The sequence below is a fragment of the Luteolibacter sp. SL250 genome (assembly GCF_026625605.1).
GTDB lineage: Bacteria > Verrucomicrobiota > Verrucomicrobiia > Verrucomicrobiales > Akkermansiaceae > Luteolibacter.
Genome location: NZ_CP113054.1, coordinates 1,082,322 through 1,103,474, shown reverse-complemented (window position 1 = coordinate 1,103,474; position 21,153 = coordinate 1,082,322). Strand labels below are relative to the sequence as shown.

Below are 21,153 nucleotides of genomic sequence, written 5' to 3'. Positions count from 1 at the left end.
GATGTTACTTCTTTGGTTTCCAGGTTTCGTCGAAGAAATCCGCGGCGACCACCTTGCCCGGAGCATTGCCGTCCGGCGGCACGGAAAGGTCGATGATCGCCCAGTCCGGAAGCTGCGGATTCTGCACCGCGTTGCTCTTGTGGTTCTCACGGAAAGTGAGGCCGCTGTTGAGGACGATGTAACGGCCCGCCGGGGTGGGATAGATCATGGAGAGGATGTGTCCGGTGGATGCCGTGCTCTTGTCCCCCACGCTGATCTTCTCCGCCGTCCACTGGATGGGCAGGCGGGGCAGCAGGGTCTTGATCAGCGGATTCGCCTTCGGGTCCCCCCAGAGGATGAGGTTGTAGTTCTTCACGTCGTCCGGCGTGACTTCGGAGGCCTTTTTCGTCCGGACATCACCGCGCATGAGGTACCTCCAGCGGTCGGTCTGGTAGGCCAGCTCCGCCTTCACCCATGCCTCCGCCTCCGGAGTGGCGCACGGACCGTCCGGCAGGACATACATGAAGGGACCGGTGAAGGCATCATCGATCGGACCTTGCAGTCCTGGCCGTTTGCGGAGGGTGGTGGTGTCCTCCGCGGCGCCTGCGGTCCATTTCCCATCCGCCTTCGTCAGCAGGATGGCTTTCCCGCCTCCGTTGGCGGTGAGGTCCTGCCCATCGATGCTGATGGCAAGGGGGCCGCCGAAATCCTCTCCGTTCCATGAGCGCAGCTTCATCGAGGTGATGTTCTTCGTCTTGATCTCCGCCTTCTTCGCGGCAGGCAGAGGCGCGTCGATGGTCGCGTCGATCCGGCTGTCCTTCCAGTGTTCCTCCAGCCCGGTGGCCTCCACCCAATACATTTCCGAGTAGTCCAGTGTCTTCGTCTGGTAGGTGAGCTTCAACGGATAGGATGCGGGAGGATTGAGGAGAGCCTTCTGGATCTCCGCCTCGACCTCCTTTTTGACTTCCGGCTCGTATTTGTGCTCGGTCTTCGGACCGATGAAGTGCTTCAGGGTGAGACCTTCCTTCGCCAGCACTTCCGTCATGATCTCGGCGGCCTGCCGCTGCTTGTCGTTCTCACCGCTGTAGGCGATGAGCGGAACGTTCAGGAGATTGCGCGCATAGTCCGGCACGTCGTTCTGACCCCAGAGGGTGATCTCCCAAGGAGGCATGGCCGCGACCACCTCGTCCTTCAGGTTCTGGAATTTCCGCACCTCGACAAATCCCGCGCCGGCGTGGACGACCGTCCATTTGTCCGTGTGGTGGGCCCCCAGCATCCAGGCACCGGCCCCTCCCATGGAAAAGCCGCAGAGCGCCACCCGCTTCGGGTCGATCCTGCCTTCGGCCACCAGCAGGTCACGCACGTGGAGGACGTCCTGTTCGCCCGCGTTCTTGGTGCCCACGCAGTAGCGTCCCCACGGGTGCACGATGATGGTTCCCGGAGGACGGAACTGCCCCGGCCTGCCGAGGCGTTCCTCGATGAAATGATGGTCCGTGCGCGTTTCACCGCGGCCCTGCAGCCAGAGCCAGGCCGGAGCGTTCTGGTCCGGCGCATCCTGGGGGATCTCCAGCGCGAACGGCTGCGGGGATCCATCGATGGGGCTGTAGTAACCGCGGACAACGAGGCCCTTGGCGGTCATCCACGGCTGCTCGCCGTTCTTCAGCGCGGTGATGCGCTTGCGGGCCTCCGTAAGCAGTCCACGGTCGGCTCCCGCGTCGGAGGGCTTGTAGTATTCCGTGTAGTCCAGCGCATAGCGGATGGCCTTCAGGAAAATTTCCGCATTCGCGTTCTCCTTCTTCTTGGGCAGCGTGTCGAATTCCGCCTGCACCAGCTTGAGCTCTTCCGTGAGCGTCGCCCGGTCCGCCTCGCTGAGCTTGTCCCCCACCGGAGGAAACGCCCGGGCCGGTGGTTTCAGATCCTGGGCGGTGGCGATGCAGGCGAGCAGTAGAACGGCGGCGATGGGTTTCATGATGCGAAGTTGGTGATACGTCCCCACTCTTGCAAAGCCATCACCCGTTTGCCAAGCGCCGACGTTTTTTATGCGGTGCGCGCCTTTTCAAACGCCCTCCAGTCAACCTTGGCGGTGAGCGCCATGAGCAGGGCGAGCGTCAGAACGGAGCAGACGGTCAGCGTGATGCCGGTCAGGCCATCGAAAAAGAACGACAGGCTGAACAGCACCAGGTAACCGAGCTGCGCGGGCAGCGCGATCCTGAACAAGGCCCGGCCTCCCACCGCCTTCAGGTAGCCGCACACCAGCACCACGGAGACGACCGTCGCGATCCCGAATGCCGGGGCGAGCGGCACCAGATCCACCAGATAGGCGAACAACAGGTGGAAGGCGAAGAAGCCCGCGGACACGAAGAAGACGTGGACCGGATGCAGCGGCACCCCTTTCAGGGTGGCCATCAACAGCATCACCACCACGAACAGGAGCAGCGAAACCGGTGCAAAAAAGGCGATCCGCGCCGCGACGGGCCCCGCGTTGAGGAGATTCGGCATGTCCATCCCGATCGATGGCGCCCCGAGTACATCCGGGTAGTTCCAGCGGAGTTCCCAACCGCCGCCGCTACCCGCCCTTTCACCCGGAGAGCCGGTGCCGACAGGGAAGTTGATTTCCCCGAAGTCCGTCTTCATCACCAGGTCGAACCCTGCAACCCGCCGGTTGTCGGGAAAGACGTAGCTGAAACTGTCAGAGCCGCGGGTGCCGTAGCCGGTGTGCAGCGTCACGGAACCGAGCGCGGGCACCACCACCGCCCGTGTCATCCCGCCGGACGACGCCGGCATCTGTTCCGCCGGGGACACACCGTCCAGCAGGAAGCGGAAGCCATTCAAGCCTGCGGAGTGATCCGGCAGGGGAAACGAAACATAGACCGTCTGCGGGATACGCGTGGGATTCGTGAAGACATACTCCGCCTTGAAATCCACCCGGTACGTCCTGTGCCACACCAGCCCGCGGCGTTTCGGCTCGGATTTCAGATCCACCGTGATCTTTGAGGAGGACGGTGGCAGCATCGCACGGCCGCCGGGTGCATTCGGCGTTTCGAACCATGCCTCAGGGTGCTTTTGCACCAGGGCCGGCCCCCAGACTCCGGCAACCTCCGCCGCCATGTCCGAGGTGGATTGACGGGTCCGGTCGGCTAGAACGGAACCGAGGAAGAACCACGCGATGGCGGTGCAGGCGACGATGGCCATGGAGGCGATGAGATGGATCAGTTTCATGTCAAAGGATGGGGTTGATGAGGAATCAGAAGCCGGGGTTCTTGCGCGTGTAGAAGACATGCGCTTCCGGGCGCTCGTCACGGCACAGGTTTTTGCGGACCACCACCCGCGAAGGAGGCTCGCCCGCTTCAGGGTTCATCCGCATGACATTGCCGGAGATCTCCGCCTGGTAGGCGGGTGGCAGGTCGATCTTCCACTGCAGCGCACGGATGAACATCGGCGTCTGTGGAAGGCCGATGGAAAAGGTGCCCTCCACCGGATCGAGGGTCCCGATGCGGCCGGTGAAGGAACACTCCACCTTTGCCGGTGGGCCGTTCGCCGGCAGGGCGAGTTCCAGTTTCCCTCCCTCATGGCTCACGGGGGCGACCGGTTGGCCGTTCAGGGAACACTTCAGCAGCGACAGCCCCGTGGGCGTGTCGAACAGCAGCACCGCCGCCTCGCCATGGCTCACGGTCATCAGGCCCTCCAGCAGCACGGCTCCATCCGGCTCCACCTTCACCGACCATGCGGCGTCATCCATGATCGCGTCGGACACGGCGGCGACAGGCCGCCGGGTGACCGCCAGCGCCACCTCCGCCCCGCCCTCGATCTCGTAGCAGGAGGCGCCGTTCAGTTCCCGGGCAAATGCCTCCGGCAACCCGCGCGGGGACACCGGCCCGGAAAGGCCCTCCGCAGTATAGGAAAGGGCGGGCACCGCGCGGACGAAGTAGCGGGCGAACGTTTCCTCCGAAGCCGGACCCGCCGGAACCTGCAGTTTCCACCCACGGTCGGGCGACCGGCGCGGGACCTCATAGGAAAGGCTGATCTCACGCTCAAGCAGCCCGCGGGTTTTCCAGCCGATCACCAGCGTGTCACCGCCAACGACCCCATTTTGATCCACCAGATCATCACCGGTCACTTTCACCCCGCGTGCACCCGCAGGCAGAACAAGGGACGCTGCCACACCCGAACCCGACGATGCCGATGCCCGGGAGATCACGCGGTAGGAAATCGTGCTCTCGCCGGGCAGAACCAACGCCTCATGGCGCCATGCCCACACAGAGGGTTCCGGAGGTTTCGTCGCCTCACGCATCTCCTCCTCGCTGACGAAACCCACCTCAACCTTCCGGTCCACCCCGACGAGCGGGACCGACTGACCTTCGCCGAGCATGCTCACCCGTCCGCTGGAGGCCAGCCTCACGGAGCGCCCCCCGCGGATCGGACCGGTGCCGAACGTGACCAGCGGACATCCTGCGGGAAAAAAGCTGAATCCGCCCCCGTCCACCTGCGGCAGCAGGCGGGCCCGGACGGACTGCCTTCCGGGCTTGTCGAGGAGAAGCTGGATGTCCCCGTCGCGGACGATCACGTTCGCATCGGCAGGTTCCAGCACCTCCACGCCCAGCCCTGCCTTCATCAACGGCAGCCCGACCTGCTTCTCCCCGAAGGCGGCCACCTGGAACTCCGCCTCCATCTGCGGTCCGCCCTCCGCATCGACGAGGGTGAACTTCGCCGACAACAGGACCGGCGGCGGCTGCGCGGCCTCCACCTGCGAAGGTTCCTTCGCCAGGAGACGCTTCAGTTCGGAATACGGGATCTTCACCTCCGCCCCGTCCAGTCCCGCCCCCTCTTCCGGCGCGGCGGATGCCAGCACGGGAACCAACAGCAGTGCGATGCGTTTCAACATGCGGCTGTCATCGCAGCCAAATGTGAAACGAGTATGAAGCTGCGGTGAAATCTCCGCTTACGCGACGGCAGCCACCTCGGCTTCCACCATCCTGTCGCCATCCTTGAAGAAGTCGGCGTATTTCACCAGCTCCATCCGCCCGTCGTGGTGCTCGATGATGGCGGTGAGGCTTTCCACCCAGTCCCCGGAGTTGAGGTAGTGGATGTCCCCCACCTGTTTGTCCTCGGGCGTGTGGATGTGGCCGCAGATGATGCCTTCGCACCGCTTGTGGCGGGCCAGTTCCTGGAGCAGCTCCTCGTATTTGTCGACGAAGCTGACGGCGGACTTCACCTTCGCCTTCACCCGCTTGCTGAGGGAGAAGTATTCCTTCCCCCGCCACGCGCGCCATTTGTTATAGACACGGTTGACCTTCAGCAGGGTGTCATAGCCCACCGCACCGATGGAGGCGAGCCACTTGTGCTTGGTGGAAACACTGTCGAAGCCGTCGCCATGGACGACCAGATACCGCTTGCCGGTGGGTGAGACGTGGATGTGTTCCTTCGCCACTTTCAGGCGACCGAAAGCCAGCGGCAGGAAGCGCTCCAGGATATCGTCGTGGTTCCCGCGCAGATACACGACTTCGGTGTGATCCTTCTCCATCATCTTGAGGATCTTCCGGATCACCCGGCTGTGCCGCCCGCGCCAACGGCCACCACGGCGGAGCGCCCAGCCGTCGATGATGTCGCCGTTGAGCACCAGCTTCGAGCACTGGATGTGCTTCAGGAAATGCACGACCTCCACCGCCTTCGAGTCCGCCATGCCGAGGTGGATGTCGGAGAGGAAAAGTGTGCGGCAGGAAAGCTTCCGGCGCTTCACCCGCATGGGGTCCGCGGCCCTCCCGGTCGCGGCGATCCGCTGCATCCGCTCGTCGAACTCGCGGACAACCTCGCTCCAGCCGAGTTTTTCGGAACTCTCCCGCGCGGCGGATCTCATCTCCGGAGCCTGTGCCAAAGCTTCCACCGCCAGGCGGATGAAGCCTTCTTCATCCCCACGCACGGCCTTCATGCCGTTCACGCCGCCGGTCACGTGGCGTTCGGAGGCGGCATAGTCATAGCTCACCGTCACCAGCCCGCTTGCCATGCCTTCCAGCAGGACATTCCCGAACGTCTCCGTTTCACTGGGGAAAAGCAGCACATCCGCGGAGGCATAGTGTGCCGCCAGATCCTCACCCGTCCGCACACCGGCGAAGTGGACCCATGGGTGGCTTTCCTCCAGCTTCGCGCGCACCGGTCCATCACCCACCACCACGCAGCGGAGGTCCGGCACGGTCTGGCGCATGCGCTCGAACGCCTTCATCGCCAGATCCAGATTCTTTTCAGCGGCGACCCTGCCGACGACGATGGCGACAGGCACACCCATCCGCGCACCCCATGACGCGCGCAGGGCTTCGCACCGCTTCTCCGGGGTGAACAGGACGGAGTCCACGCCCCGGCCCAGCAGATGCACCTCACGAAATCCCTCGTCACGCAGGCGGGCCACCAGCTCCGGCGACGGTGCCAGCGTGCAGTCCGCCGCGGAGTGGAAGCGCTTCAACCATGCCTTTGCCGCAGGCTCCAACCCACCAAGCCGGTACTGTTCCAGGTATTCGTGGAAATTCGTGTGGAAGCCGGTGGCAACCGGGATGCCCAGCGTCTTCGCCGCCTTCACCGCAGACCTGCCGAGCGGGCTCTCCGTCGCGACATACACCGCGTCCGGCCGCTTCTTCAGCCAGCGCTTCCGCAGGCGGAACGGCCCGGGGAGACCCACGCGGACCTCCTTGTAACCCGGAAGCGGGATCGATGCGGCGACCGTCTCCCGGTTGCCGCTCCCCTCACCCGTGCGGATGATGTGGACCCGGTGCCCCCGCTCGCGGAGACCGTCGGTGATCCGTCCCAGCGTCATGGCGACGCCATTCACATCCGGCAGAAAGGTATCCGTTACGATGTCGATTCTCATGGTTGGTCCGGGAATCAAATCCATTCCCGCTGTGACAAAAACATCATCCAGCCAGCCTCCGCGCTGCTTTTCATGTTCCGATTCCGTCACAATCACCACCGGAGCATCCTCCGTGACAGGCCATCACTGCCCCTCCGTCGGCATCAGCGTCATCCCGCCGACCAGTTCCTTCCATTTCGGGAAGATCTTCTCCGCAGGATAAGTACCGTCCCCATTCCTCGGAATGTCCGTTCTGGCGAAACCCACATCCTCCCGGTATCCGTCATTCATTCGGGTCCGCATCCCGCCGCTATTGGTACCTTCCAGCGACAGCTTCACCTCCGGCATCCTGGGATTCATGTAAAAGCTCCCCCAGCTCACGCCTTCCAGCACCACCTTGGAGACCTGCGGTGGCAACACCTGCTCCAGCCCCGCTTTCGTCCTCTCCGCCACTTCTCTGGAGATACCCATCATGGCGCTGCGATCCAACGTGATCATGTCCGGCACCGTCGCAGCCTTGTTCACCGTGATCATCCGCTGCTCGGCCTGCCGCAGTTCCTCGCCGGCCTGCTTCATCACCGCCATCGCGTTCCGCCGCTCCGCCTCGTCCGCCCCCAACATCCGCAATGCCGCTTCAAAGCTCGTTCCATCGTGGCCTTCCACAGCCATCATCATGGTATCCAGATTCCCGCGCAGATAAGTCGCGGCCACCATCTCCTCCAGATGTTGCCTCGGCACCTCCGTGGTTCCGGCCCTCACCTTCCGGTCCTCCGCCTGCCGTTCGCGCCGCACCCGCATCCGGGGTGCCGGGGCATCCTCCGCCACCTCGATGCGCGCACCGCTTCCCGCACGTCCCTTCTTTTCCGTCCCACCTCCATCAACCGCAGCCTCCGGCACCTCCACGCTCCACCGGCCCGCGACGAACGCTCCGGCCAGCAACACCGCCACCACCGCAACGCCCTGCCAACGCATCATCCCACAGTCCACCAACATCCGTCCCCATCTGTCAAACTCCGCCTTTCTCCCATAGCCGATCCCATCAACGCTCGCCGGGACGCAGCAACCGCCCGCCCGCCCTCATCTGGTATTCCGCATCCGCCAGCTTCTTGGTCTCCTCGCTGGCAAGCCGGTAGCTCTTCGCCTTGAAATGACCCTCGAGGCTGTAGTTGATCATCAGATCATAGGTTCGCTGGTTGAACAGCTCACCGGGCGCACCCGCTTCCGACATCTTTGACTCCAGCTTTTCATATAGCTGACGGTGGATGGAGTCGATCCCGGCCCGGGCCTCCTCCACATCTCCGAGGAAAGGCCCCGGATCGATCCCTTCGGAGATCAACTGTTTGGCGAAACGTTTGCGGGCCGACGTATCCTCTGGATCGGTGATGGCGGCAAGATCCGCCTCCTTCCACTGGTAGGTGGTCGCAAGCATGTGGGTGATGGAATGCATTCCATTGAAAACCGACCGCCGTGCCGTCTTCTCCGCGGCATCCTGACCGTTCTCCACCCATGCGTTGATCCCCTCCGTGATCGGACCGAGTGCCCTGTTGTCCTTCTGATACGCATCGTGCAATGCGAGCACCTTCGCGAGTTCGGGATTCGACTGTGCCTCCTTCTTCAACGCCGCTTCATAGAGCTGCTTGTACTCCGCGGATGTCAGTGGATGCGCGGGATCAAAGAGATTCCTTTTGGAAGTGGGAGGCGGAACACGGCGATCCGGTCTGCCGACAATTTCAGGAGATGAGGGAATCGATCCGCCCTTCCCCTCACCGGCGATGCCCACCCCAAGATGCCGGACGGCGAAGAATGAACCGGAACCAGCCACGACAGAAACAACGGCCACGATACCGATGAGCCATCCGTCACGGCGGAATGATGCTGATGGGGACGGCTTCATGGTTTCATCATGGGGATCCGCCCCGCATCCGTTCTTTGGCCTTCTTCCGGTAGTCGGCGATCTCCTGATGTGCCGTCTTTTCGAGCGCTTTTGTTTCCGGACTCACCTGTTCCAGGATTTTGGCGTACAAGAGTCCGTAGTGATGGCTGTTGGCCATCAGCCTCAGGTTTGTTTCGTTGAAGAGATCCTGCGGAGCCCCACTGGCGGCCACCGCATTGTGGAATTTTTCCAGCAACTGCCGCTCTATCACCCCGATCGCCGTCCGCGCCTCCGCCGGATCACCCAGGAGTCCGCGGGGGTCGATGTCATGATCCACCAGGTCCTTCGCCAGATTCCGCCGGACCTGTATGTCATCCGGATCCATGAATGAGCGGAATCTTTCATCCTGCCACCAGGATGTCCTCCACAGCAGCTCAGCGGTATCATCCACGACGAAAAACATCCCGTTACGTGCGGTTTTCTCCTGGATGCCCTCCGCGGCCATCTCCCAATCACGCAGGCTACGGCGGAAATCGCCATACGCCTTGGAATCTCCACCCATACTCTCCCTCAGGTCCAGAATAGCGCGCAGCTTGGGATTGCTCTCCGCATCCCGATGCACGGCGTCCCAAAAAGGCTGCACCGCCTCCGCGCGGAATTTTCTCATCTTCCGCCGCAAATTTTGCGATCTCCTCCCGGGACAACGGCTTTCTTCCTGGCGGCTTTGCAGGACGTTCCCCCGCCTTCCATTTGCCTTGGGGTTCCGCACCGCCTCCCGGAACTTCCCCGCCGGATGATTTTTGCGGGGCTCCCGCCAGCGATGGAATGACCTTCACAGCGGCGGCGGAGCCAATCCATCCGAGTGATGAACCGACCAGCACGGCCGCCGCCAGTATCCCGACCATCCGCCCGTGCGACATCCATCCAGAGGTGGAGTGGTTGGACATCGATCACGCCTATATCAGATCCGGCGCCGCGGTGACAAGAAATTTGGGCACGCTCACCTCCCCCGCTCCACATGCACGGCGACGCACTCCGTGTTTGGCAGGATGTGTTTTTCGATGGTGACAGCGACGCGATCCAGCGGGTGATGCGCCAGAAGGTGTTCCGCCACGTCCACCGCGAGCGTCTCGATCAGGCGGCGCGGTTTCTCCGCGGCGAGTGCCTCGATCTCCAGTGACACGGCATAGTAGTCGGTGGTCCGGGAAATATCGTCCGCCAGATCGTCAAAGTTCCGGCAGGGGGTCATCCGGATGGTGAGCAGAAGGGTCTGCGGCTCCGCGCGTTCCTCATCCGGCACGCCGATATGGGTGGAAACCTTGAGGCGGCGGATCTCGATCTGGTCGGGTGGATTCATGGCAGCAGATTCTGGGAGAGGATCTCCGCAAGCAGGAGGCGGGTGGGCTCGTTCAGGTCCAGACCGGAGGCATCCGCAGGGGAAACCCAGCGGTATTCCTGGGCCTCGTCATTGAGGGTGACGTCCGTACTGGATGCCCGGGCGACATAGTTCAGCAGGATGAAATGCTCCGGCCGCATGAACTCCGGAGAGTCGATGCAATCCTGCACCATGACGAAGCGGATGTCCGAAATCTCCAAGCCGGTCTCCTCCCGCAGCTCACGCCGGAGGGCATCCTCCGATGGCTCCCCCCGCTCGATCTTGCCGCCAGGGATGCCCCAGCGGTTCCCCCACTTGTGGGTGCGGATCATGAGGACCCTTCCGGCACCGTCATGAACGAGCGCGCCGACCGTGGAGACGGGTCTGGAGGATTTCCGCTTCGCCAGCAGGCCGCGCAGGACGCCCAGATCCGGCACGGTGAGGTCCGGGCGGACGGCGGCAAGCACCTCCGGATGATTGTAGCCGGTCAGCACGGCGATGGAGGCGATGCCGGCATGCCGCGCCGTCTCCACATCATGGATCATGTCCCCGACGAAGGCGGTTTCCTCCGGTGCCAGGCCGTGGCTTTCCAGGATGCGGTGGATCAACTGCCGCTTGTCCAGCACGCCGGCGTAGGTCGCCTCAAAGTGGCCCTTCAGGCCGAACTCGTCCAACTGCCGGGCGAAGGCGACGGCATCCATGGAGGTGAGGACAAAGGTGCGGATGCCCAGCTCCCGGCACCAGTCGAGCTTCTCCCGGGCGTGCGGCAGGACGAAGACCGTGGAGGTCGCGCCGTCGAAGGCCGGACGGAAATGTTCCTCCAGTTCCTCCAAGGCGATGCCGGGCAGCAGCTCGTCATAGAACTCCCGGTAGGGCAGGCGGAACCGCCGCCGGAACTCCTCCCGATCCATGGGGCCGATGCCGTATTTCCCGAGGACGAAGTTGGTGGCTTCGATCACGGGACCGAGGTCGTCCACGATGGTACCGGACCAGTCGAAAATGAGATTGCGGAACATGGAAAGATTCAGCCCAGGGTGAACTTGACGGACTTGATCCGCTCCGCTCCGAGCTGCTCGCGGATGCGGGTGAGCAGCATGGGCTTCATCTGCTCCAGATGAAAGCGCATCGCGGGCTGGGTCACGCGCAGAACCAGGTGGCCGTCCTTGACCGAGACCGGCTCCGCGTGGCGTGAGATGAAATCACCGGCCAGTTCCTTCCAGGCGCTCCGCACCTGGTCTTCGTGCAGTCCGTCATGGGTGCCGGTGGCCCGCAGGACCGCATCCACCCACTTGCCTGCCAGATGGATGCCTGCGGTGAGGTCGTCCGCCTCATCCCCGCCGCGCCATTCGCGCAGGATTTCTTCGCGGATGGCCGCGTGCCGCGCCGTATCTCCACTCCCCCGCTTTCTGGCGGGTTTAGCCATTGTCGCCGATGGCTTCGACCGGGCAGCCTTCCATGGCCTCCACGCACTGGGATTCCTCCTCCTCGTTCTCCGGCTGCTTGTAGACGAAGGAATACCCCTCGTCATCCGCACGGGTGAAGTTGTTCGGTGCGGTTTCCCGGCACAGATCGCAGTCGATGCACTGGCTGTCCACGTAGAACTTGCCGGATACGTTTTCCACATTCTTGTCTTCGATGTCCGCCATGAGGTTCAACAGATTGCTGTGCTCTGGATGCAGGCGGCGGGCCAGCCTTGCAACTGGAAATTTACAATTTCCGGCCCGCGCCTTTCTCTCTGGCTATCCATCCGGGCAGTCCGTAACTTCGCCGCGCACCCCATGAAACCCGAGCCCGACCCCCAATCCGACGGCAAACACGCGAAACCGCGCCGCAGTTTCACCAAGGATAACCGCGTCGAGGATGCGCTGGAAAAGGACCTCTGGGACCTGGATGAACCCGCTCCGGATGCGGCGGCGGAGGAAGAGGAAGCCGCCCCGGAACCCGGTAAAAATCAGGAAGGCCGCACCATCCTCCCCATCACCCCCCGCAGCACCCGCCGCGATCTGGTTTTCAAGCAATCCCCACCGAAAAAGAAGCCGCTGGCCACTCCGGACGAGTCCGAAGGCGCAGGGGCCGCCGAAGAGGAAACCAAGGGTGCCCCGCCGACCTCCGCGGCACCGGACGAGGCGTTCGGGGATCTAGACGATTCTCCGGACGGAGATGCCGAATCCGGGAAAGAAGTGACCAGGATGGATGAGGAGGACACCGAAGATCCCTCCGCGCCTGAAGAGGCTGCAGGATCCTCCGCCCCGGCGGAACCCGTCTCCACCGCGGTGAAAGAGCTGACCAAGGGCCTCTCGAAAGTGGAGCGTCTGGGACTGGTCGGATTCCTGGCACTGGTAGTGGGCGGGCTTTTGTTTTTCCTGGCCTACTCGGTGAACAAGATTCCGGAAAATCAGAAGCCCCTGACGCCCGGGGATCTCCCCATACCGGGAAAAATCATCTCTGCGGACAAGATCAGCAGCTACTGGCGGGAGCCGGACATTTCCGGTGGGGAAACGGTCCGCCGCGGCACCTTGCTGCTGCCGGTCGTGGAGCTGGGCGTCTCCGGAGGACCTGGCGCCGTCCGCGTCCTTTTCCGCGACTCCGACGGCGCGATCGTGGGTGACGGAGTGACCCGCCCCGTCCGCGGCGATGGGACCGTCACCATCGCGGCCACCGCCGGCTTTGACGACCAGGGCATGTTCGCCGCCTACCGCACGGGCGAAACCAAGCCGTGGAAAATCGAAGTCTTCGAAGGAACTTCCGAAAGCGCCCCCGGCAGCGACTTCAAGAAGCTTTTCGAAATCCCCATTTCAACCCAACGACGCTGAACCATGTCCTCGAAGGAAATCACCCCGATCGTGCCGCGCGAAGGCTGGCACGTCATGCACCTGTTCTACCATGTTGACCACGCCCAGTGGTCGCTTTTCAGCGATGAGGAAAAGCGCCAGGCGAAGACGCGGCTGACGGAACTGGTCCAGGAAATCCGTGCCACGCCGGACACCCACCTGCTGATCTTCTCCGTGGCGACACCGAAGGCGGATCTGGGCTTCATGCTGCTGACCCCGGACCTCCAGGTGGCGAACACCTATGAAAAGCAACTCACGCTTTCCCTGGGACCGGAGATCCTGACCCCGGCCTACTCCTACCTTTCCCAGACGGAAAGCTCCGAGTACACCACCACCCGCGAGCAATACGCCGCAGAGACACTGGTCGCCGAAAAGGGTCTCACGGAAGGAAGCGAAGAGTTCGAAAAGGCGCTGAAGGAATTCGACGAGCGGATGGCCCACTACCTGAAACACCGCCTCTACCCGATGCTGCCGGACTGGCCGGTGATCTGCTTCTACCCGATGTCCAAGCGCCGGAGCGGCAACGACAACTGGTACTCCCTGGACTACGACGCCCGGCGCGAGCTGATGAGCGGCCACGCCCGGGTGGGCCGCACCTATTCCGGCCGCATCCTCCAGCTCATCACCGGATCAACCGGCCTGGATGAATATGAATGGGGTGTCACCCTGCTGGCGAAGGACACCATCGACGTGAAGGCGATCGTTTATGAAATGCGCTTCGACGAGGTGTCCGCGCGTTACGCGGAGTTCGGGGACTTCTACATCGGCATGCAGCTTCCGCTGGATGTCCTGTTCCGCCGGATCTGCCTCTGATTTCCAATCCAACAAAAGGCGGCGGTCCGGTCACGGGCCGCCGCTTTTTTTCATTCCCCCCTTTCGAGCGCTTCCAGCTCGGACTGGATGCGCTCGGTGAGCTTGCCCATGTCCTCCTGGTGGCGCTGCATTTTCAGGAATTCATCCGGCTCCACGATCCGGGCACGCGGAGCGCCCTGGGCTTCGCGGGCGCGAAGGGCGAGCTGTTCCTCGCGCTCTTCCTGCTGCTTGCTGGCGGCGAGCGCCGGATCGGTGGTTTCCTTCTGCAGGAGCGCTTCGATGGCCGCGGAGGGCATGACGTAGGAGCGGGTGCGCCCGGAGCGTGACATGGTGATGCCCACCACCTCTCCTTTCAGGTTGGCCACAGGGCCTCCAGCCTGTTCCGGCTCGATGACCATGTCCGTCTCCACCACACTGGAAAAGTCATCCCTCACCTCGTTGAGGCGGCTGCCCATCCGCTCCATCTGCATGAGCCTGCCTTCCGCGAACTGCTGCATTTCCGGGCGGCTGCCGAGGATGACACGGACCGTCTCCTGATTTTTGCCGTCCCTGAGGATGGAAAGCTCGATCTCGGTACCCGGCTTCGCGCCCCACAGCGCGTTCTGCAGCTCACTGAGGCCGGAAATCTCCCGCCCGCCCACTTTCAGGATCACGTCCCCGGACTTCAGTCCTGCGGCACCCGCTCCGGATCCTTTGGTCACACGGCCGATTTTCACGCCGGTGCCATCGTGCCTGGCGGCTTCGATGCCCAGGAAGCCCTGGCTTTCCTTGCGGAGGTTCCGCTCCAACACGCTGACCACGCCATAACCGGCGGGGCGGCCGTCGGGCTGGGCTGCGACGAGGAAGCCGCCGAGTTCCAGGGGAGACGCGGTCCACTTCACCGGAGTGAGGGGCGCACCCTCGATGGTGAGGATGGCGAGATCTTCTTCCTTGTAGACGCCGGTGATTTTCACGGGACGGACCTCCCGGTTCCCATCCTCGACGCGAAAGTCATCCACGGCCCTCATGACCTGGCTCCACTTCGTGAGGATCTTCGTCCCATCCCCGATCACAGTGCCATAGGCGGCCCGGACTTCGCGGCGCGGCCCCTTGTACCAGATGCGGACGGTGGATTTGGCAGCCGCCGAAAGGGAGGGCGAAACCGCCCTGGCGAATTCCTCGCGCTGCTGTTCCACGGTCTTCCGCTCGGCGGGGGTGAGCAGGGGAATTTCGACTTCCTCGCGCTGTTGGCGCGCCCCCGGGAACTGCGCCGGGAGCATGCCGGGCAAAAGCAGGAGGGAAAATAGCAGGGGAAGTCGTTTCATTTGAGGAAATGGTTTCATTTATTTCTTCATCAGGGATTCCAGCGTCACCAGCACCACCTCCACCTCGAGGTTCCGGTCATCCCGGATGATGCCGACCTTCACCTTGTCCCCCGCCAGACGCTTGATGAGGTTTTCCTCGAGCGCCGCACGGTCGCGGATTTCCGCACCATCAATGGAAATGATGATGTCATAGCGTTTGATGCCCGCCTTCGCGGCCGGACCACCCTGTTTCACGCTGGAGACACCGACACCCCGCCCCCTGGTCTCCGCGGTCCCGATGCCCAGCACCGGACGCTCCTGGTTCATCAGCGGGTTCATCTGCAGTTCCCCCCAGGACTCACCGGCCAGCAGGCGGTCCCAGTCCGCCTTGAATCCGTCGATCCCGGCATGGTTGTTGTTCTGCAGCGACACGCCGATGGAGGAGTTGATCCCCACCACGCGGCCCTCCAGATCATAAAGCGGCCCGCCGGAGTCACCGCCGATGAGCTTGCAATCCGTGGTCAGGAAATTCCCCGGCCCCTTTGACATCACCCGCCCGAAGCGGATGGGCGGGGTGCGCGCGGCATCGTAGCCCGCGGCATGCCCCATCGCCACGACCCAGTCCCCGGCCTCCAGGCTCTTGGAAATGCCCTGCTCCATGTGCGGCCACGGCCCCTTTTCCAGGATCTGGACCATGGCGATGTCCTTCGAGTAGTTGGCTCCCAGCACCTTGCCCTCCGTCTGGCGGCCATTCGGGAAGACGACGCTGATATCCTTCGCCCCCTGGATGACGTGGGCGGCCGTCAGGATCAGGCCGTCCTCGCTCACGATCACGCCGGAGCCGGATGAGCCGAGCTGATCCGACACCAAGGCGACCGTCGCCGGCATCGCCTTGATCGCGACATCGGAGACCTTCCGCTCCAGATTCATCAGATCGTCAATGTTCCGTGCAGGTTCCCGGGCTGCCAGCCATGCCAGCGACCATCCCAGAACCAGGGTGAATACGAGAGGCGTCTTCATCGTTGTATAGTTCAACAGCGGCGCGAAACGAATGTTTCGTTTATCCCGCAATCTGAGGTGGAACCTTGTTCCATGACGCGCTAATCTTCACATGCCGATGCCAAAACGCAACCCGTCTGATACGAACCGTCGCCGCAGCTCGCCGGGATTGCTCTCGCTGTTGATATTCTGGCCGTTCCACCTGTTCAACGCGCTGACGCGGCCCTTCGGAACGCCCACACGCATCCTTTCCCGGATGGTGGGCTACCCGCTGGTCGCCGGACTCTACGGACTGGGCGTGCTGGCGGTGGTCTATGGCTTCCGCGCTTCCCGCTACGACCTTTCCAGGCTGCACGCGATGCCGGAGCGCTCGATCATCCTCGACCGCCAGGGCCAGGAAATCGGGCGGATCCACGGAGAAAAACGCTCGATCGTCCCCCTGAAACAGGTATCGGAGGATTTCCGCAAAGCGATCCTCGCCCGCGAGGACGAGCGGTTCCACAAGCACGGCGCGATCGATCTCATCGGCATCGGTCGGGCGGTCATCATGAACCTGCAGGGCAAGCGGCAGGGAGCCTCCACCATCACCCAGCAGCTTTCCTCCGACATCTTCCAACTGAAGCGGGGCGAGAACGGCGACCGGATCAAGCAGTTGGACCGGAAGTTTCTGGAAATCGGCATTGCCTTCCGGATCGAGAAACGGATGAAAAAGGACGATATTCTGGAAGCCTACATCAACCAGATCAACTGGGGACGGCAGATCAAGGGCATCGGCGAAGCGTCCCGGATCTACTTCGAGAAGCACCCGTCACAACTGACCTTGTCCGAGTCCGCGCTGCTGGCGGGCATCGTCCGGGGGCCGGACGCCTACAATCCGTTCAAGAACATGGAGGCATCCCGCCGCGAACGGGACACGACGTTGGAACGGATGGTGGCGGCGAAGGCGATCACCCGCGAACAGGCGGACACCGCCAAGAAGGACGAAATCTCCGTGCGCCCGATGTGGCGGCGCGAGCATGAGGAATCCTACGCCATGGATGCGATCCGGAATGACCTGGAGATCATCCTGGAAAAGGAAAACATCGAGCTGGGGGGGCTGACCATCGTCACCACCATCGACATGCGCATCCAGCAGCGGGGTGAGGAAGCGTTGGACAAGAAACTGCGCGAGGTGGAGCGCTACTCCGGCTACCCGCACCGCACCCGCGGGGCGTGGCGTGACCTGCCGGAGGACAACCGTCTGGGCAAGGAGCCGGACTACATCCAAGGCGCGGCGGTGGTGGTGGAGAACCGCACCGGGGCAATCCTCGCCGTCGTCGGCGGACGGGATGCGGATGAATCCCGCTACAACCGGGCGACCCAGGCCCTCCGCCAGATCGGCTCGCTTTTCAAACCGTTCGTCTATCTGGCCGCGTTCGACGAGGGCCTGCGGCCGGACACCCGCATCAGCGACGGCCCCCTGCAGCCCGGGGAGATCAAAGGGGCGGGAAGCTGGCGGCCCGCGAACTCCGACGGAAAATTCGGTGGCATGGAGCCGGTATCCTACGGCCTGATCCGCTCCCGGAACACCATGTCGATCCGGGTGGGGAATTACGCGGGCATCGGCAAGGTGAAGGAATTCAGCCGTATGGTGGGCTTCAGCACGCCGATGCCGGAGAACCCCGCCTCGTTCCTGGGGGCGTGGGAAGCCACCCCCCGTCAGATCGCCAGCGCCTACACCATCTTCCCGAATGACGGCGTGCGCTACCGCACCTACCTGATCTCCGAGATCAAAGACAAGGAAGGCAACGTCCTCTACCCGAACCAGCCGCTGTCCTACCAAGCCGCGTCCTCCGGCTCCGCGTGGTCCATCTCGAAGATCCTCAACCAGGTGACCTCCACCGGCACCGCCGCCTCCGTCAAGAAGCTGGGATTTGACAAGCCGTGCGGCGGCAAGACGGGAACAACGAACGACTTCAAGGATGCCTGGTTCGCCGGATACACCTCCTCCCTCACCTGTGCGGTGTGGGTCGGCTTCGACCAGCCGAAAAAGACCATCCAGGGCGGCTACGGCGGCACCCTCGCCCTGCCGGTGTGGGTGGACATCATGAAAACGGCGGACCGGCTCGGCTACAAGGCGGGCAACCTGACCACCAAGGTGAATCTGGTTGACTGCCGTCTGTGCCGGCTTTCCAGCAAACGCGCCACCGCCGGCTGCGAGGAAGCGGGCACCGCCTACAACGACTCCGTCCCGGCCGACATCGCCCTGCCAAGGGAAGACCTCTGCCCCATCCACCCCGCGCGCGCGCAGATCGTGAGCGAGGAAGACCTCAGCAACGAGCCACCTCCTCCTGCCCCGCGTGCCAGGCCCATCCAGGACGGCCCCGCCACCCGCCCCACCCAGCGCGAGGAACCACCCCGCCGCGCCGTCCCCGTCCAGGAAGAACCCCGCATCCGCCGGGCACTCCCCGTGGAAGAGGAACGCCCCGCCCTCCGCGCCGTGCCGGTGGAGGAGTGAGAAGGTCAGCCAGCCCGCTACCCCTTACCCCCTGCTGAGGGCGAAGATCACGGCGATGACCGTGATGACGGCCAGCACGGCGAAGAAGATCTTCACCCAGCTCAGCGGATGCTCTCCGGCCATGTTGCCGGTGAAGCCGTTGACCACCACCTGGAATGACTTCGAGCCATAGGTATAGGTGGCAAGCCAGACGGGGACGAGGATGTGCTTGAAGGTGCGGCTGCTGTAGTTGGTGGAGACACGGAGTCCGCGCTGGGTATCGCCCGGCACGGCCCGCTCGCAGATGCGGTACATGGTGGCGTCCATCTGGGAGCGGTTGGTTTCGGAAGCTTTCCTGAGATCGATCTGGTAGCGCTCCACGGTCCATCCGCGGACGAACGCGGGTTCGTAGGGCTTGAGCTGGTCGGTGGTGGGGAAGGGTTCGACTTTCCGAAGGAGCTTCAGGTGCACGCCGACGGTGCCGGGGACGAGGTCGTCATCGAAGAAGTTCGCCTGATGGCCGGAGCAATGTTCCCAGCGGGTGCGACGTTCCCGGCGGGTACCGCCTTTCCCGTCACTCACGGAGACGTAGTAGTAGTAGCCCGCCTCCGCGGACCAACTGGAGCTGGCGTGGGCGTCGAAGGTCCAGTAGGGCAGGTAGATGCCGTGGAGGGTGTCGGTCAGCGCCGCCTTCTTCAGTTTGTTGGGCGCGAACCAGCGGGAGCCATACCACTGCCGCAGCTTGTCCCGGACCTGGGTGGCCGGGATAACGACGGGCAGCAGGCTCTCCGGGGTGATGACGTCCTGCATGTCCGCCACCGGGACGATGGCGGGCGAGCCACAGAAGTCGCAGCGCTGGGCGGCACGGGTGGGATCAAAGATGCTGATGGCCTGGCAGCTCTCGCATTTCACCGACTTTTTCTCCTCCTTCAGGCCTCGCGCCTCCGCGGACACGCTGGCCAGTGCCTCCTCCAGCGGATGCTCCCGGATGGCCGCACCGATCTGGTCCTGCCCCGGTGTCCACGGCAGGACGGTCCCGCAATACGGACAGGCGAGCGCCTGCTTCGACGGGTTCCACTCCGCATCCCCGCCACATTCCGGGCAGGGATGCTTCCTCAGTGCGCTGACCTCGGCCATACCGACTTATTCCGCAAGGAACGCGTCGATGGCCGCACGGGAAATGCGGTAGGCGGATCCGATTTTCTTGCCCTTCAGGTCACCGGCATCAACGGAGGCGATGACGTCCGCCTCGGTGACGCCGAGAAGCTCCGCGGCCTGTGCGGGCGAAAGGAGGTCCGGCGCGATCTGGGCGGCACCGGCCGCCGGGCCACCCGGGAGGGGCGGCGGGCCGGACTGCATGGACTTCATCATTTCCTGGGCCATGCCGAAGCCCATGGCCATCTGCGCGGCATCCGCGCCACTGCCACCGCCGGCGCCGCCTTTCGTCATGGACTCGGCGAGCTGGAACTTCACGTAGTCGTTCAGGTTGCCGATGGCGGACATGCTGGAACGCTTGTCGATGGCGGCCTCCACCTCCGGCGGGACGGAAATGTTTTCGATGAGGAAGGTGGTGACCTCCAGGCCATACTTGGAGATGACCTGTGGATTGATCAGCGGCAGGAGGGAATCCCCCAGCTCCGTGTAGCGGGCGGCGAGGTCGAGCGCGGGCACGCCGCTCGCCGCGAGTGCGTTGCTGAAGATGCTGACGATGCGGGAGCGCATGGTGTCCGCGAACTCATCCAGGCGGAAATGGTGGTCCGTGCCGGCCACCTCACGCAGGAAGGTGGGGGCGTCCACGATCTTGAAATCGAAGGTGCCGAAGGCCCGCAGGCGCACCGCGCCGAAGTCCTTGTCACGCAGCATGATGGGGTTTGCGGTGCCCCACTTGTTGCCGGTGAAGAGGCGGGTCGTGACGAAATAGACGTCCGCCTTGAACGGGGATTGGAATCCATACTTCCACCCCTTGAGCTTCGTCAGGACCGGGATGTTCTCCGTGACCAGCGAGTGCTTGCCGGGGCTGAAGGTGTCCCCGTACTGCCCGAGATAGACGAACTGGGCCTGCTGGCTTTCGCGGACGATGAGCTGCGCGCCGTTCTTGATCGCCTTGTCATCGTCCGGGAACCGCCACGCGAGGGTGTCGCGCGAGTCGTCCATGAACTCGATGATCTCCAGCAACTCCCCTTTGATGAATCCGAGAATGTCCATAATCTGGTTTTGAATGATTGGGGGAACTATGGATTTCCCGCTCCTTCTGAGAAGGAAAATCCCATTCCCTTACAAACAATCGGGAGCTTTCGACCACCGGCCTTCCGTCACTCCAGGCCGCGCTCGTTCACCTCATCCTCATCCCAGCCGAGGTAGTGTCCGAGTTCATGGAGGAAAGTGGTGCCGACCTCGTCACGGAAGTCCTGTTCGTCCTCCTCCACCCATTCCCAGATGTTTTCCACGAAGATGCGGATCCGGGGAAGATCCTCCGGGGAAGGTTCATCGAGCAGGCAAACGCCTTCGAAAAGACCCAGCTCATCCCCGGCCAGCTCCGTATCGAACGCGCCGTGGCCAGGTTTCGCTTCGAAAGTGATCACGCATTTTTCCGCCGCTTGCTGCACATCCGGAGGGAGGATGCGGACGACCGCTTTCACTTCCTCGTCCGCCCACTCGCTCAGCGTTTCAAATTCCATGCCCCGCTCTA

General features: G+C 63.3%; 19 protein-coding genes. 3 read left to right on the top strand and 16 right to left on the bottom strand.

Annotated elements, in window-relative coordinates; all coding sequences use genetic code 11:
- Nucleotides 1-4 precede the first annotated feature (4 nt).
- The 11 genes from OVA24_RS04905 to OVA24_RS04855 all read right to left on the bottom strand — a co-directional run bounded on the left by OVA24_RS04905 (nt 5) and on the right by OVA24_RS04855 (nt 11,708).
- Nucleotides 5-1,948, bottom strand: coding sequence for a prolyl oligopeptidase family serine peptidase (locus tag OVA24_RS04905; protein WP_267674067.1), 1,944 nt, complete (start codon nt 1,946-1,948; stop codon nt 5-7).
- A 68-nt stretch (nt 1,949-2,016) separates the two neighbouring features.
- Nucleotides 2,017-3,198: an inner membrane CreD family protein gene (locus tag OVA24_RS04900; RefSeq protein WP_267674066.1), complete on the bottom strand. Its 1,182-nt coding sequence runs from the start codon at nt 3,196-3,198 to the stop codon at nt 2,017-2,019.
- A 25-nt stretch (nt 3,199-3,223) separates the two neighbouring features.
- Nucleotides 3,224-4,861 (bottom strand): hypothetical protein, encoded by a 1,638-nt coding sequence (locus OVA24_RS04895; protein ID WP_267674065.1) that lies wholly within the window; start codon nt 4,859-4,861, stop codon nt 3,224-3,226.
- Between the two features lie 57 nt (nt 4,862-4,918).
- Complete coding sequence (locus OVA24_RS04890) at nt 4,919-6,835, bottom strand: glycosyltransferase (protein WP_267674064.1); 1,917 nt, start codon at nt 6,833-6,835, stop codon at nt 4,919-4,921.
- 123 nt (nt 6,836-6,958) lie between these two features.
- On the bottom strand, nt 6,959-7,789 hold the full coding sequence (locus OVA24_RS04885; RefSeq protein ID WP_267674063.1) for a hypothetical protein: 831 nt from the start codon (nt 7,787-7,789) through the stop codon (nt 6,959-6,961).
- A 64-nt stretch (nt 7,790-7,853) separates the two neighbouring features.
- The gene (locus tag OVA24_RS04880) at nt 7,854-8,708 is read right to left on the bottom strand and encodes a hypothetical protein (RefSeq protein WP_267674062.1); all 855 of its coding nucleotides are present in this window, start codon (nt 8,706-8,708) and stop codon (nt 7,854-7,856) included.
- A 7-nt stretch (nt 8,709-8,715) separates the two neighbouring features.
- On the bottom strand, nt 8,716-9,354 hold the full coding sequence (locus tag OVA24_RS04875) for a hypothetical protein (protein WP_267674061.1): 639 nt from the start codon (nt 9,352-9,354) through the stop codon (nt 8,716-8,718).
- Nucleotides 9,355-9,687: 333 nt separating this feature from the next.
- Entirely contained in the window at nt 9,688-10,044 is a 357-nt protein-coding gene (locus OVA24_RS04870; RefSeq protein WP_267674060.1) for a dihydroneopterin aldolase, read from the bottom strand.
- On the bottom strand, nt 10,041-11,078 hold the full coding sequence (locus tag OVA24_RS04865) for an NUDIX domain-containing protein (protein ID WP_267674059.1): 1,038 nt from the start codon (nt 11,076-11,078) through the stop codon (nt 10,041-10,043). The genes OVA24_RS04870 and OVA24_RS04865 overlap by 4 nt, the downstream gene beginning before the upstream one ends.
- An 8-nt stretch (nt 11,079-11,086) precedes the next feature.
- Nucleotides 11,087-11,485 (bottom strand): DciA family protein, encoded by a 399-nt coding sequence (locus tag OVA24_RS04860; RefSeq protein WP_267674058.1) that lies wholly within the window; start codon nt 11,483-11,485, stop codon nt 11,087-11,089.
- Nucleotides 11,478-11,708: a ferredoxin gene (locus OVA24_RS04855; RefSeq protein WP_267674057.1), complete on the bottom strand. Its 231-nt coding sequence runs from the start codon at nt 11,706-11,708 to the stop codon at nt 11,478-11,480. The genes OVA24_RS04860 and OVA24_RS04855 overlap by 8 nt, the downstream gene beginning before the upstream one ends.
- A 132-nt stretch (nt 11,709-11,840) precedes the next feature.
- Here OVA24_RS04855 and OVA24_RS04850 point away from each other — a divergent pair, with 132 nt between their 5' ends.
- Entirely contained in the window at nt 11,841-12,875 is a 1,035-nt protein-coding gene (locus OVA24_RS04850) for a hypothetical protein (RefSeq protein ID WP_267674056.1), read from the top strand.
- Between the two features lie 3 nt (nt 12,876-12,878).
- Entirely contained in the window at nt 12,879-13,706 is an 828-nt protein-coding gene (gene hemQ / locus OVA24_RS04845; RefSeq protein WP_267674054.1) for a hydrogen peroxide-dependent heme synthase, read from the top strand.
- A gap of 50 nt (nt 13,707-13,756) precedes the next feature.
- Here the strand turns inward: hemQ and OVA24_RS04840 are convergent, their stop codons facing one another.
- Both OVA24_RS04840 and OVA24_RS04835 read right to left on the bottom strand, forming a co-directional pair.
- Complete coding sequence (locus OVA24_RS04840) at nt 13,757-15,010, bottom strand: S1C family serine protease (protein WP_267674053.1); 1,254 nt, start codon at nt 15,008-15,010, stop codon at nt 13,757-13,759.
- Nucleotides 15,011-15,028: 18 nt separating this feature from the next.
- Complete coding sequence (locus OVA24_RS04835; RefSeq protein WP_267674052.1) at nt 15,029-16,009, bottom strand: S1C family serine protease; 981 nt, start codon at nt 16,007-16,009, stop codon at nt 15,029-15,031.
- A gap of 97 nt (nt 16,010-16,106) precedes the next feature.
- Between OVA24_RS04835 and OVA24_RS04830 the strand changes: the two genes are divergently transcribed.
- The gene (locus OVA24_RS04830; RefSeq protein ID WP_267674051.1) at nt 16,107-18,485 is read left to right on the top strand and encodes a transglycosylase domain-containing protein; all 2,379 of its coding nucleotides are present in this window, start codon (nt 16,107-16,109) and stop codon (nt 18,483-18,485) included.
- Nucleotides 18,486-18,509: 24 nt separating this feature from the next.
- Here the strand turns inward: OVA24_RS04830 and OVA24_RS04825 are convergent, their stop codons facing one another.
- The 3 genes from OVA24_RS04825 to OVA24_RS04815 all read right to left on the bottom strand — a co-directional run bounded on the left by OVA24_RS04825 (nt 18,510) and on the right by OVA24_RS04815 (nt 21,142).
- A complete protein-coding gene (locus OVA24_RS04825) occupies nt 18,510-19,601 on the bottom strand; it encodes a TFIIB-type zinc ribbon-containing protein (RefSeq protein ID WP_267674050.1) in 1,092 nt (363 codons plus the stop codon).
- Nucleotides 19,602-19,607: 6 nt separating this feature from the next.
- A complete protein-coding gene (locus tag OVA24_RS04820; protein WP_267674048.1) occupies nt 19,608-20,669 on the bottom strand; it encodes an SPFH and helix-turn-helix domain-containing protein in 1,062 nt (353 codons plus the stop codon).
- Between the two features lie 107 nt (nt 20,670-20,776).
- Nucleotides 20,777-21,142: a metallopeptidase family protein gene (locus OVA24_RS04815; protein ID WP_267674046.1), complete on the bottom strand. Its 366-nt coding sequence runs from the start codon at nt 21,140-21,142 to the stop codon at nt 20,777-20,779.
- Nucleotides 21,143-21,153: the final 11 nt, after the last annotated feature.

What these genes read in the sequence shown, in the direction of transcription:
- OVA24_RS04865 (WP_267674059.1), bottom strand. Translation starts at nt 11,078, where the DNA reads ATGTTCCGCAATCTCATTTTCGACTGGTCCGGTACCATCGTGGACGAC.
- OVA24_RS04905 (WP_267674067.1), bottom strand. Translation starts at nt 1,948, where the DNA reads ATGAAACCCATCGCCGCCGTTCTACTGCTCGCCTGCATCGCCACCGCC.
- OVA24_RS04855 (WP_267674057.1), bottom strand. Translation starts at nt 11,708, where the DNA reads ATGGCGGACATCGAAGACAAGAATGTGGAAAACGTATCCGGCAAGTTC.
- OVA24_RS04840 (WP_267674053.1), bottom strand. Translation starts at nt 15,010, where the DNA reads ATGAAACGACTTCCCCTGCTATTTTCCCTCCTGCTTTTGCCCGGCATG.
- hemQ (WP_267674054.1), top strand. Translation starts at nt 12,879, where the DNA reads ATGTCCTCGAAGGAAATCACCCCGATCGTGCCGCGCGAAGGCTGGCAC.
- OVA24_RS04850 (WP_267674056.1), top strand. Translation starts at nt 11,841, where the DNA reads ATGAAACCCGAGCCCGACCCCCAATCCGACGGCAAACACGCGAAACCG.
- OVA24_RS04900 (WP_267674066.1), bottom strand. Translation starts at nt 3,198, where the DNA reads ATGAAACTGATCCATCTCATCGCCTCCATGGCCATCGTCGCCTGCACC.
- OVA24_RS04895 (WP_267674065.1), bottom strand. Translation starts at nt 4,861, where the DNA reads ATGTTGAAACGCATCGCACTGCTGTTGGTTCCCGTGCTGGCATCCGCC.
- OVA24_RS04880 (WP_267674062.1), bottom strand. Translation starts at nt 8,708, where the DNA reads ATGAAGCCGTCCCCATCAGCATCATTCCGCCGTGACGGATGGCTCATC.
- OVA24_RS04825 (WP_267674050.1), bottom strand. Translation starts at nt 19,601, where the DNA reads ATGGCCGAGGTCAGCGCACTGAGGAAGCATCCCTGCCCGGAATGTGGC.
- OVA24_RS04860 (WP_267674058.1), bottom strand. Translation starts at nt 11,485, where the DNA reads ATGGCTAAACCCGCCAGAAAGCGGGGGAGTGGAGATACGGCGCGGCAC.
- OVA24_RS04835 (WP_267674052.1), bottom strand. Translation starts at nt 16,009, where the DNA reads ATGAAGACGCCTCTCGTATTCACCCTGGTTCTGGGATGGTCGCTGGCA.
- OVA24_RS04875 (WP_267674061.1), bottom strand. Translation starts at nt 9,354, where the DNA reads ATGAGAAAATTCCGCGCGGAGGCGGTGCAGCCTTTTTGGGACGCCGTG.
- OVA24_RS04815 (WP_267674046.1), bottom strand. Translation starts at nt 21,142, where the DNA reads ATGGAATTTGAAACGCTGAGCGAGTGGGCGGACGAGGAAGTGAAAGCG.
- OVA24_RS04820 (WP_267674048.1), bottom strand. Translation starts at nt 20,669, where the DNA reads ATGGACATTCTCGGATTCATCAAAGGGGAGTTGCTGGAGATCATCGAG.
- OVA24_RS04870 (WP_267674060.1), bottom strand. Translation starts at nt 10,044, where the DNA reads ATGAATCCACCCGACCAGATCGAGATCCGCCGCCTCAAGGTTTCCACC.
- OVA24_RS04830 (WP_267674051.1), top strand. Translation starts at nt 16,107, where the DNA reads ATGCCAAAACGCAACCCGTCTGATACGAACCGTCGCCGCAGCTCGCCG.
- OVA24_RS04885 (WP_267674063.1), bottom strand. Translation starts at nt 7,789, where the DNA reads ATGATGCGTTGGCAGGGCGTTGCGGTGGTGGCGGTGTTGCTGGCCGGA.
- OVA24_RS04890 (WP_267674064.1), bottom strand. Translation starts at nt 6,835, where the DNA reads ATGAGAATCGACATCGTAACGGATACCTTTCTGCCGGATGTGAATGGC.